At 44.6% G+C, this 11,633-nt stretch carries 10 protein-coding genes; 9 read left to right on the forward strand and 1 reads right to left on the reverse strand.

Translation table 11 applies throughout. From position 1 onward, the window contains the following. Nucleotides 1-18: 18 nt before the first annotated feature. Nucleotides 19-2,331: an endopeptidase La gene (gene lon / locus BUA79_RS10800; RefSeq protein ID WP_073994438.1), complete on the forward strand. Its 2,313-nt coding sequence runs from the start codon at nucleotides 19-21 to the stop codon at nucleotides 2,329-2,331. A 1-nt stretch (nucleotide 2,332) separates the two neighbouring features. Further along, nucleotides 2,333-2,917 carry a ribosome biogenesis GTP-binding protein YihA/YsxC gene (gene yihA / locus BUA79_RS10805; RefSeq protein WP_073994439.1) on the forward strand — a complete coding sequence of 195 codons (585 nt, stop codon included), beginning with the start codon at nucleotides 2,333-2,335 and terminating at the stop codon, nucleotides 2,915-2,917. On the opposite strand, the gene BUA79_RS10810 is transcribed toward yihA, so the two are convergent. Then, the gene (locus BUA79_RS10810) at nucleotides 2,907-3,425 is read right to left on the reverse strand and encodes a DUF4364 family protein (protein ID WP_073994449.1); all 519 of its coding nucleotides are present in this window, start codon (nucleotides 3,423-3,425) and stop codon (nucleotides 2,907-2,909) included. The two genes, yihA and BUA79_RS10810, sit on opposite strands and share 11 nt — an antisense overlap. 212 nt (nucleotides 3,426-3,637) lie before the next feature. Here BUA79_RS10810 and rho point away from each other — a divergent pair, with 212 nt between their 5' ends. The 7 genes from rho (at nucleotide 3,638) to BUA79_RS10845 (ending at nucleotide 11,521) form a co-directional block, all read left to right on the forward strand. Further along, the gene (gene rho / locus BUA79_RS10815) at nucleotides 3,638-5,080 is read left to right on the forward strand and encodes a transcription termination factor Rho (RefSeq protein WP_073994440.1); all 1,443 of its coding nucleotides are present in this window, start codon (nucleotides 3,638-3,640) and stop codon (nucleotides 5,078-5,080) included. Nucleotides 5,081-5,187: 107 nt separating this feature from the next. After that, complete coding sequence (rpmE, locus tag BUA79_RS10820; RefSeq protein ID WP_073994441.1) at nucleotides 5,188-5,397, forward strand: 50S ribosomal protein L31; 210 nt, start codon at nucleotides 5,188-5,190, stop codon at nucleotides 5,395-5,397. Between the two features lie 94 nt (nucleotides 5,398-5,491). Further along, nucleotides 5,492-6,445, forward strand: coding sequence for a DUF1385 domain-containing protein (locus tag BUA79_RS10825; RefSeq protein WP_073994442.1), 954 nt, complete (start codon nucleotides 5,492-5,494; stop codon nucleotides 6,443-6,445). Continuing rightward, nucleotides 6,433-7,290 carry a peptide chain release factor N(5)-glutamine methyltransferase gene (prmC, locus tag BUA79_RS10830; RefSeq protein WP_073994443.1) on the forward strand — a complete coding sequence of 286 codons (858 nt, stop codon included), beginning with the start codon at nucleotides 6,433-6,435 and terminating at the stop codon, nucleotides 7,288-7,290. The genes BUA79_RS10825 and prmC overlap by 13 nt, the downstream gene beginning before the upstream one ends. Before the next feature lies 1 nt (nucleotide 7,291). Continuing rightward, nucleotides 7,292-8,365: a peptide chain release factor 1 gene (gene prfA / locus BUA79_RS10835; protein ID WP_073994444.1), complete on the forward strand. Its 1,074-nt coding sequence runs from the start codon at nucleotides 7,292-7,294 to the stop codon at nucleotides 8,363-8,365. A 19-nt stretch (nucleotides 8,366-8,384) separates the two neighbouring features. Beyond that, on the forward strand, nucleotides 8,385-10,118 hold the full coding sequence (locus BUA79_RS10840; RefSeq protein ID WP_073994445.1) for an ABC transporter ATP-binding protein: 1,734 nt from the start codon (nucleotides 8,385-8,387) through the stop codon (nucleotides 10,116-10,118). Between the two features lie 149 nt (nucleotides 10,119-10,267). Then, nucleotides 10,268-11,521 carry a uroporphyrinogen decarboxylase family protein gene (locus BUA79_RS10845; protein ID WP_073994446.1) on the forward strand — a complete coding sequence of 418 codons (1,254 nt, stop codon included), beginning with the start codon at nucleotides 10,268-10,270 and terminating at the stop codon, nucleotides 11,519-11,521. Nucleotides 11,522-11,633 lie beyond the last annotated feature (112 nt).

An 11,633-nucleotide genomic window follows, 5' to 3' on the forward strand; every position in this document is an offset into this window, starting at 1 on the left:
TAAGTAGGTGGAATTGTGATGACTGACAGACAGATATTACCGGTAATACCGCTGAGAGGAATGACTGTTCTTCCTGGAATGATAACACATTTTGATGTCAGCAGAGAAAAATCAGTCCGTGCAATAGAACAGGTAATGGTGGGAGACCGTCTGGTCTTTCTGCTTACCCAGAAAGATGCGGGAGAACTCGAAATAAATCCGGACAATATGTACAGTGTGGGTGTAGTTGCCCAGGTGAAGCAGCTGATCCAGCTTCCCTCCAACATCGTGCGTGTCCTGATCGAAGCAAAAGACAGAGCAAAATTAATAGAGTGGAAAGAAACTGAGCCTATTTTGAAAGCGGAGATTGAGCACTTTGAACTTGAAAGTGCTCAGATGGATGAAGCTTCAAAAGAGGCTATGGTTCGTACCCTCCAGGAGATGGTTGAACGTTTTCTGGAGCTGAATCCACAGCTTAAGTCAGATGCTTATAAATATCTTGGAGAAATGACAAAGCTGGATGAAGTGCTGGAACAGCTGGCCATTCATGCATCCCTTCCCTACACTGAAAAACAGGTGTACCTGGAAGCGGAGAATATGTCCGCCCAATACGAAATTCTTGCGAAATATCTGGGAAATGAAATAGAAGTAAGTCGCATCAAGAGGGAACTCCAGGACAAGGTCAAGGAAAAAATCGATACGAATCAGAAGGAATACATCCTCCGTGAGCAGATGAAGCTGATTCGTGAAGAGCTTGGCGACGACGAAACATTTTCGGAAGCAGATACCTTCATGGAAGAGCTTAAGAAATTAAAAGCGCCAAAATCCGTCAAGGAAAAAATTGAAAAAGAAATCAAACGGTTTAAAAGCAGCGGAGCCAATTCGGCGGAAAGCAGCATGACAAGAGGATATATCGAGGTCCTGCTGAACCTTCCCTGGGATAAGGCATCGAAAGACAACAGGGATATTAAGCATGCAAAAGCTGTCCTGGATGAAGAACACTACGGTCTGGAACAGGTAAAGGAAAGAATTCTTGAGTTTCTGGCAGTCAGAGCCCTTAAGGCGAATAAAGGACCGAGTCCTATTCTTTGTCTTGTAGGTCCTCCGGGAACCGGAAAAAGCTCAATTGCAAAATCCGTGGCATCCGCCCTTGGCAAAAAATACGTCCGGATATCCCTGGGCGGAGTGCGGGATGAGGCTGAGATAAGAGGCCACAGAAAGACCTACGTAGGTGCTATGCCCGGCCGTATAGCCAATGCCCTGAAACAGGCAGGTGTGAAGAACCCCCTTATGCTGCTGGATGAGATCGACAAACTGGGCAATGATTACAAGGGAGATCCTTCCGCGGCCCTGTTGGAAGTGTTGGATACCGAGCAGAACACTGCATTCAGAGATCATTATGTGGAGCTTCCAATCGATTTGTCGGAAGTGCTTTTTATTGTGACGGCCAATACAACCCAGACAATTCCAGGTCCCCTTCTCGACCGTATGGAAATCATCGAGGTTACCAGTTATACACAGAATGAGAAGGAACACATAGCAAAGGATTATCTGCTTCCCAAGCAGATCAGACGGCATGGTCTGGATGAAGCCCAGCTTAAGATAAGCATTAAAGCCCTGAAGATGGTAATAGCCGACTACACAAGGGAAGCCGGCGTAAGGAATCTGGAGAGAAAGCTGGCGGATATCTGCAGGAAAGCGGCAAAAGAAATCCTGGAGACCGGAAAAAAAACGGTCAATGTGACGGAAAAGAGCATCGAGAAGTATCTGGGAAAACCACTATATTCCATTGAATATGCGAATGAAGCAGACGAGATTGGAATAGTGAGGGGACTTGCATGGACAAGCGTCGGAGGAGATACCCTTCAGATAGAAGTAAATATAATGCCCGGAAAGGGTGAAATTATGCTTACCGGAAAACTGGGTGAGGTAATGAAGGAATCCGCCATGACCGGACTAAGCTATATTCGTTCCATAGCGCCTAAATATAACATACCCGACGAGTTTTTCAAAAACAATGATATACATATACATATTCCGGAGGGAGCCACCCCGAAAGACGGTCCTTCAGCCGGAATCAGCATGGCTACAGCTATGCTGTCTGCCATTTTAAAACGCCCTGTAAAATCCAGTGTTGCCATGACCGGTGAAATCACACTGAGAGGAAGGGTCATACCAATCGGTGGACTGAAGGAGAAAATCCTGGCGGCCAAGGTTGCCGGAATAAAAACCGTTCTGATACCGGCGAAAAACAAGAGGGATGTGGATGATATATCCATGGAAATCCGAAAAGGACTGAATCTTATATTTGTGGAAAATATGGAGGCAGTGCTGAAAGAAGCACTGAACTGATATGGTAATAAAAAATGTAAACTTAGAGATAGTATGCGGAATCACCAGCGTCCTGCCAACGAACATCCATCCGGAGGTTGCTTTTGCGGGAAAATCCAATGTGGGCAAGTCATCCCTGATTAATGGGCTGATGAACCGGAAAGCTTATGCGAGGACGTCTTCCCAACCCGGAAAGACACAGACGATTAATTATTACATGATTAACGAGGATGTGTATTTTGTGGATCTTCCAGGGTATGGTTACGCCACTGCAGCTGTCTCCGTGAAAGAAAAATGGGGAAAGATGATTGAAAAATATCTTCAGACCTCAGAAATGCTGAAGGGTGTATTTCTTCTGCTGGACATCAGGCATGATCCCTCCACAAATGATAAAAACATGTACGAATGGATACTGCATAATGGATTCAAGCCAATCATAATAGCAACCAAGATGGATAAACTGAACAGAAGCCAGGTTGCCAAGCATGTAAAAGCAATCAGAACCGGCTTAAATGCCGGTTCTGATACAATAATTATTCCTTATTCAGCCGTTACGAAACAGGGACGAGATGAAATATGGGCAACAATCGAATCCCTTATTTCATAAGGGATTTCATTATGTGGGAATAAATTTCCTGGCTGGCATCCTTCCAATTGACGCACATATAGGAAGCCTGTTCCTTGGTAGGTACAGAAAGGTTAAGTTCTATCAGGGTTGACTTTCCTTCTTTTACCTGGCAATGAACCACGTAATCCTGGTTCGTGGATTTGTAATAATCCGCAACTGTGCCGACCTCGTTGCGCAGCTCATATTTGTTCTCGATGAGGAAAATGTCCACATCATCAATAATAGCCGTAGATATTTTGTTTCCGAAAAAACTCAAGGTATCACATCCCTCGGGAGTGATATGATAATAGGAAGTGTTTCGTATATTTTCAAGACTGATAAAGCCGGATTCCAGAAGCCCTGCGAGGGCTCGCTGCAGAGTAAAGTAGTCGGTATATCCCTTCTCCAGGAAAAATTCGGACACCTGGCTGTTCGTAAGAGGGAAGTCCACTTTGTTAAGCATGTACAGGATTATCAGTTTGTAAAGAGTCAGGGAATCGAGTGCCATTTTTTTCACAAAATCCTTTCTAAAAAGAATAAAATACACACATATGATACCATATTCCGAATAATAATACTACCATTTTGGGGATTGCTGAGGTATAATGACAATAGTCATTAATGTACAAATTTGCAGCAATCAAGGTATAGTATATTCTAACCGTCTGAGTTCTTAATTTATCCAATAAAATGTAAAAAAACTAAAAAGGGAGTAATTCTATGATTGAAAAATTGGAAAAGCTGTCTTTGCCGGAACTGCGCGAAATCGCACGTTCCATGAAAATGCGCGGAGTAACGGGTATGCGAAAAGCAGAACTTATTAACGGCATTCTGGAACAGTCCGAAAAAGAAAAATCCGCACAACCTAAGGCGGAAGAAAAAGCTGACATAGCAAAACCGCAGGAAAAAAAGGTCGTTGAAGTAAAACGGGATACAGAAGAAAAACAGGAAACTGAGAAAAAACAGGAAACTGCTGAAAAACAGGAAACTGTTGAAAAACGGGAGTCTGCCGAAAAGCAGCAGACCGAAATGGACAGCGGGATCACAGCGAATGGAATCTTGGAAATCATGTCGGATGGCTATGGATTTATCCGCAGTGATAACTATATGCCGGGAGATAATGATGTTTATGTTTCCCCGTCACAGATAAGAAGATTCAACCTGAAAACCGGAGATATCATAACTGGGAAAGTAAGAGTAAAGACCCAAAATGAAAAATTCGGAGCACTGCTTTATCTTTCCGGTGTAAATAGTTTTCCTCCGGGGGATGCCGTCCGTCGAAGGAATTTTGAGGATCTCGTTCCTATTTTTCCGGATAAGCGCCTTAGGCTTACAACAGAAGGCGAAAGCAAACTGTCTATGAGAATTATGGATTTTGTGACGCCAATCGGTAAAGGACAGAGGGGAATGATCGTTTCTCCTCCCAAGGCGGGCAAGACAACCCTTCTTAAGCAGATTGCAAAGGCCATCAAGCAGAACAACCCTGAAATATACATCCTTATCCTTTTGATTGATGAACGTCCGGAAGAGGTTACAGACATAAAGGAGTCCATACAGGGAGGTAAAGTGGAAGTCATACATTCCACCTTTGATGAAACACCGGAACATCACAAACGTGTTTCCGAGATGACGATTGAAAGGGCAAAACGTCTGGTGGAGCATGGAAAGGACGTGGTTGTGCTGCTGGACAGCATTACACGCCTTGCCAGAGCATACAACCTCACTGTCCCGCCAAGTGGGAGAACCTTGTCGGGAGGTTTGGATCCGGCAGCCCTTCACATGCCAAAAAGATTTTTTGGTGCCGCCCGCAATACAAGAGGTGGGGGGAGTCTTACAATCCTCGCAACTGCCCTCGTGGATACGGGGAGCAAGATGGATGATGTGGTCTATGAAGAGTTCAAGGGAACGGGAAACATGGAGCTTGTGCTGGATAGAAAGATGTCGGAAAAAAGGGTTTTCCCGGCTATCGATATCGTAAAATCAGGAACAAGACGGGAAGATCTTCTGTACACACAGGAAGAAATCGAAGCGGCTTACTTGATGAGAAAAGCAATGAGCGGAATGAGAGCGGACGATGCTTCCGAGAAGATTGTGGATCTGTTCCTTCATACCAAGACTAACGGAGAATTCTTGCAGACAATAAAAAAGATTAAGCTGACATAAAAAGGTGTTGCAAAGAAAAAAACCGTATGCTATAATAAACAAGCTGTTCATAAACAAACAAAATTACAATAAATTTAGATATTAATAGTCGTAAAGAGGTGAATCAGATGAGAGAAGGAATCCATCCGGAATATTACCAGGCAAAGGTTACTTGCAACTGTGGTAATGAATTTGTTACAGGATCAACAAAAAACGGTATCCACGTTGAAATTTGTTCAAAGTGCCATTCATTCTATACGGGTCAGCAGAAAGCTGCCTCAGCACGTGGAGCAGTTGATAAGTTCAACCGCAGATATGGTTTGAATCAGGACAAATAGGTTAAGGATAAGGTTGAGATTATTACAATTCCTGCGGTTCAATACTGCGGGAATTGTTGTCTCAACCTGTTTTTTTCGTGTAAAGGAGAGAAAAATGAAATCATCGGGAATAGGCGGTCAAGCTGTCTTAGAAGGCATTATGATGAGAAATGCCGACAAGTGTGCCGTTGCAATCCGAAAACCCAACCAGGAAATTGAATTGAAGGAAATGGACTGTCACGGGATATTCTCCAATCACAAAGTTCTCCGCACGCCTTTCATAAGGGGTGCCTTTAACTTTATAGATTCTATGGTTCTTGGCATAAAAACGCTGACTTATTCGGCCACATTCTTTGAGGAAGAGGCAGAAGAAATAAAAGAAAAGCTCGGCGACAAGGTCACAAATAAAATATTTAAAGAAAAAGCAGAGAGCGTGCTGATTGGATTCACGGTATTCGTGTCTATTGTCATTGCAGTCGCTGTATTCATGCTGCTGCCTTTTCTTCTGGTAGATATAATCAATAATTTTTTCAATGTCACATCGCCGACACTTTTTGCCATCATTGAGGGCATCATCAGAGTCGGGATATTCATAGCGTATATTCTCCTGATATCCAAAATGAAGGATATACAGAGAACCTTCATGTATCACGGAGCGGAACATAAATGTATCAATTGCATTGAAAATGGACTGCCATTGACGGTGGAAAATGTCATGAAAAGCTCAAAGGTCCACAAAAGATGCGGAACCAGCTTTTTGTTCATTGTAATGATCATAAGTATTATTTTCTTCGTGTTTATCCGGGTGGACAACACCATATTGAAGCTGGTCATCCGTCTGCTGCTTATACCAGTGATTGCAGGGGTGTCCTATGAGTTTCTAAAACTGGCAGGGCGTAAGGATAACAGGCTGGTTAATGTTCTGTCCAAACCGGGACTCTGGATGCAGAAGCTCACTACAAGCGAACCGGACGAATCCATGGCAGAGGTGGCGATTGAAGCTGTGGAGGCTGTGTTTGACTGGGAAAAATTTCAAAAAGAAGAAACAGAGGCCGAATGCAGACTCTGAATTCATTGCTGCAGCGGGGACGGGAGCTCCTGACAGAGGCCGGGATAACCGACGCCACAACCGATGCCTGGCTGTTGTTTGAATATGTATTTTGCATGTCCCGCTGTGAATTTCTGCTCAAAAGAGATGAAAAAGCAGATGAAGAAAAAACAGAAAAATTTCTTGAGCTGGCTGCCCTTCGCAGCACCAGGATACCAGTGCAGCACATCACCGGGGTTCAGGAATTTATGGGACTGGAATTTCTGGTTAACGAAAATGTACTTATCCCAAGGCAGGATACGGAAGTCCTTGTTGAAAAGGTCGTTGAGTGGGCAGGGAATCAGGGTACAGAAGATATATCCATATTGGATATGTGTACCGGATCGGGCTGTATTGCAATCAGTCTTGCCTGGTTTTTGAAGCATGCCAAGGTAACGGGAGCTGACATTTCAGAAAAGGCTCTGGAAACGGCCCGAAAGAATGCGGAAAGAAACGGGGTCGACTGTGAGTTTATCCGGACAGACATGTTTGAAAAAGTGAGTGGGAAATATGATGTCATTGTATCAAACCCGCCATATATAAGGAGCCGGGACATAGAAGATCTGATGGCGGAGGTAAAGATGCATGAACCGCCTGCAGCACTGGACGGTGGAGAAGACGGCCTCGGGTTTTACAGAATCATTGCCAGGGATGCCCGGAAATTTCTAAAAGACGGCGGATGCCTGGCACTGGAAATAGGCTTTGACCAGGCGGCAGAAGTGACTGCATTGTTGGAAGAAAGCGGTTACGAGAGTATAGAAATCATTAAGGATCTGCCCGGACTGGACAGGGTGGTGTTTGCAACAAAACATTGGAGGAATGAATAAAATGTTTGATAAATTACAGGGGATTGTCGATAGGTTTCACGAGATTCTCAGGGAACTCAGTGAGCCGGATACGATAAATGATCAGAACAGATTCAGAAAGCTGATGAAGGAACAGAACGATTTGGCTCCGATTGTTGAAGCATATAATGAATATTTGAATGCAAAGAAGAGTGAAGAAGAGAGTCTGGAAATCCTGGAGCAGGAAAATGATGAAGAAATGCGGGAAATGGCCAAGGAAGAACTGAGCCTGTCCAGAGAAAAAAAGGCAGAGATGGAAGAAACTCTGAAAGTTCTGCTTTTGCCGAAGGATGAGAACGACGACAAAAATGTTATTGTGGAAATCAGAGCCGGAGCCGGCGGTGATGAGGCTGCATTGTTTGCGGCTGAATTATACCGGATGTATAGCCGTTTTGCGGAGAGAAACCGCTGGAAAACGGAAATGATTTCCGTAAATGAAAACGGACTGGGAGGATTCAAGGAAGTCATTTTCATGATTGATGGCCAGGGAGCCTATTCAAAACTGAAATATGAGAGCGGAGTACACCGTGTCCAGAGAATCCCGGTTACGGAATCGGGCGGCCGAATCCATACCTCTACGGCAACCGTCGCCATCATGCCGGAGGCAGAGGATGTGGACGTGGAGGTTAATCTGAACGACTGCAAATTCGATGTATTCCGGGCATCCGGAAATGGCGGACAGTGTGTAAATACCACGGATTCCGCTGTGCGTCTCACCCATATTCCCACTGGAATCGCCATTTCCTGTCAGGACGAAAAATCGCAGCTGAAAAATAAGGAAAAGGCTCTGAAGGTTCTTCGGGCAAGGCTTTTTGACCTGGAGCTGTCCAAGAAACAAAGTGCAGAAGCTGAAGCGAGAAGAAGTCAGGTTGGAACCGGAGACCGGTCCGAGAAAATCAGGACATATAATTTTCCACAGGGAAGAGTGACGGATCACAGAATAAAACTGACATCCCACAGAATGGATGATATTTTGGATGGGGATTTGTTCGAGCTGATCAACAGCTGCATCGCCACGGACCAGGCTGCAAAATTGAGCAAAGAAATGGAGAATTAACAGAGCGGAGCGTGATTTTTTGAAAAATAAATGGAAGAAATTCTTCTCATATTATAAGCCCTATAAAGGGCTTTTTTGTGCGGATATGGTTTTTGCCATTCTGGGAGCTGCAGTGGCACTGACGATTCCCCTTGTGATCCGGTACATAACCAATGATGTCATCCTGCGGGAACCTGATGCGGCCCTGCGCAGCATCCTCCTTCTGGCGACCCTTATGGCAGGCCTTGTCCTTGTGGAGCTGGTGTCCAATTTTTTCATCACGTATTATGGGCACATCATGGGCTCCCGGATGGAATATGACATGCGGAATGAGATTTTTGAACATTATCAGAAGCTTTCATTTGCTTTTTATGATAATCAGAAGGTCGGACAGCTAATGAGCCGTGTGACCAATGACCTTTTTGACATCTCGGAACTGTTTCACCATGGCCCGGAGGATATTTTCATCTCGCTTATTAAATTCATAGGGTCTTTTGTGATTCTCATGCAGATAGATGTCAAGCTGGCGGTGGCCGCATTTGTGCTGATTCCGTTCATGTTCATTTTTTCGTATCTGTTAAACGGTAAGATGAAGCGGGCATTTACCCGCAACAGGGCCAGGATAGCGGATGTCAATGCCCAGATTGAGGACAACCTGTCCGGTATAAGGGTTGTAAAATCGTTTGCCAATGAAGAAATCGAAATGGAAAAATTCCAAGAGGGAAACCACCGATTCCTGGAAAGCAAGCGCGACAGCTACCGGTACATGGCCCAGTTTCATTCGGGACTAGGTGCATTCGTCACCATGATAACCATATTTGTAATTGTGACGGGAGCTGTACTGGTTACGAGAGGATCTGTTAAAGTGACAGATCTGATAATCTTTCTTCTATATATAGGAACCTTTACGGAACCTGTACGGAAGCTGATAAATTTTACGGAGACTTTTCAGAATGGAATCAGCGGATACGAAAGATTCTATGAAATACTCTGTATTGAACCGGACATTAAGGACAAGAAAAACGCCCTGGAAATCAAAAGCGTAAATGGGGACATCGTGTTCAAAGATGTATCCTTTAAGTATGAAGAGAGCCAGGAAGAGGTGATCCACCATATCAATCTCCAGGTTAATGAAGGGGACTATGTGGCAATCGTAGGGCCTTCTGGTGTTGGAAAAACAACACTGTGCAGTCTGATACCAAGATTTTACGAAGTTTCTTCCGGAAGCATTTCTATCAACGGCATTAATATCAAGGATATTAAGGTGAACAGTCTTCGACGCAGTATAGGTATCGTACAGCAGGATGTTTACCTGTTTGTGGGAAGTGTCATGGAAAATATCCGTTATGGAAAGCCGGATGCGACCGATGAAGAGGTTGTCCAGGCAGCCCAGAAAGCCAATGCTCATGACTTTATCATGCAGCTTCCGGGAGGCTACCTTGCGGACATTGGCCAACGGGGGGTGAAACTGTCGGGAGGCCAGAAACAGCGGCTTTCCATTGCCAGGGTATTCCTTAAAAATCCTCCGATTCTAATTTTTGATGAAGCCACGTCCTCGTTGGACAATGAGAGTGAAAAAATCGTACAGGAATCATTGGAACGGCTCACAAAGGACCGGACAACCCTGGTTATTGCACACAGGCTGACAACCATCCGGAATGCAAAACGTATCCTGGTTCTTACCGGCAACGGAATCGAAGAGGATGGTACGCACCAGGAACTGATGGCACTGAACGGTGTCTATGCATCCCTGTATTCTGTAGTTTACAATTAACGAAAGGCCTCTGATGAGGCTTTTTTTTATTCTGTAAAATATAATCATGATAGATAAAACGTATCAGATGATACGAATTGAATATTTTTAAATAAAAGTTAAAAATGTTACAATGAGTTAGCACAATTATATGAAAGGGGACATGTTTAATGAGTGATCAAATTTCAGAGGGCAACGCTCTTGCGCCCATTGCCATTCGCTCCATGCGGGTGAAGGCAGCCATAGAATGCAGGGAGGGAGACCGTGTTCCGTTCATACCCACAACGAACAATTTCAATGCTCTCCATTATGGTATCAGTATTTATGATGTAATGAAAGACTACAAATTCCTAAAACCCGCAGTTATGAAATATCTTGAGGAATACGATCCTGATTTGTTTTATACGCCGGCGTTTTTCCCAATTGATCCTATGGAACTGGCACAGCATGCGTCGGCAAGGTGGCCGGGACCTTATTACAATCTTCCTGTGAACACGCCATACCAGTATGTGGACCAGGAATTTCTCGGAGATGATGACTGGGATGAATATCTGAGAGATCCAAGTGCTTTCCTTCTTACCAAAGTACTTCCTAAAAAATTCAAGTCATATGACGGTCTTCAGTATATCAGTCTGCCTGCAGCGTCCGGCCATGCCATATTTGGTCAGGCAATCTGGGGCGCTCCACCGGTGAAAAAGGCCCTGGAGAATATGATCAGGACCGGTGAAATGGCCCTGAAATACATAGACGATATGACTGAATTGAATTTATCCGTAATCCAGGCCGGATATCCGGTGTTTGGCTCTGCGGTGGTCGGTGCACCGTTTGACGAATTTGCCGACTATGTAAGAGGATTGATTACCTTGTGCATGGATATCAAGACGGATCCGGAGCTGGTGGATGAGGCGGTGAACCGCTGGGCGGATGTATCCATTCCTGCAGCTGTAGCCAATGCGAAGATGCAGCACGCACAATATGGTTTCATACCTCTGCATGCAGGTGTTGATAACTTCATGTCAGTGGATGATTACAACAAGCATTACTGGCCGACGCTGAAGAGGCTGATATGCGCATATGTGGACGCCGGAATCACACCGGTGGTCATCTGTGAAGGAAAATATTACACACGGCTTGAGACCCTGACAGATATACCGAAGGGCAAAGTGATATATATTTTCGAGGATGTTGATTTTGCTGAAGCAAAAAGAATTCTTGGCGGGACAGCTTGCATAGGAGGGGGGATGCCTACACAGTATCTGATGAGCGGGCCAAAAGAAAGGGTGGTCGAACAGACAAAGAGGATGTTGGACATCTGTGCTCCGGGAGGAGGTTTTGTTTTCTCAAACTCGCTGGCGCTGGATGATGTTGACCGGGGTCTTATGGAGACCTGGCAGGAAAGCGTACTCAAATACGGACAGTTTTAGAAACAAAAAAGGGAGGATTTAAAATGAAGCAAAGCGGAACTTTGAATTTCGGTTTTCGAGGATGGCTGCTGATTATTTTCCAAATGACGGCATTCATCGCTTTTATGGTTTT

It is taken from the genome of Parasporobacterium paucivorans DSM 15970 (assembly GCF_900141895.1).
Lineage (GTDB): Bacteria > Bacillota > Clostridia > Lachnospirales > Lachnospiraceae > Parasporobacterium > Parasporobacterium paucivorans.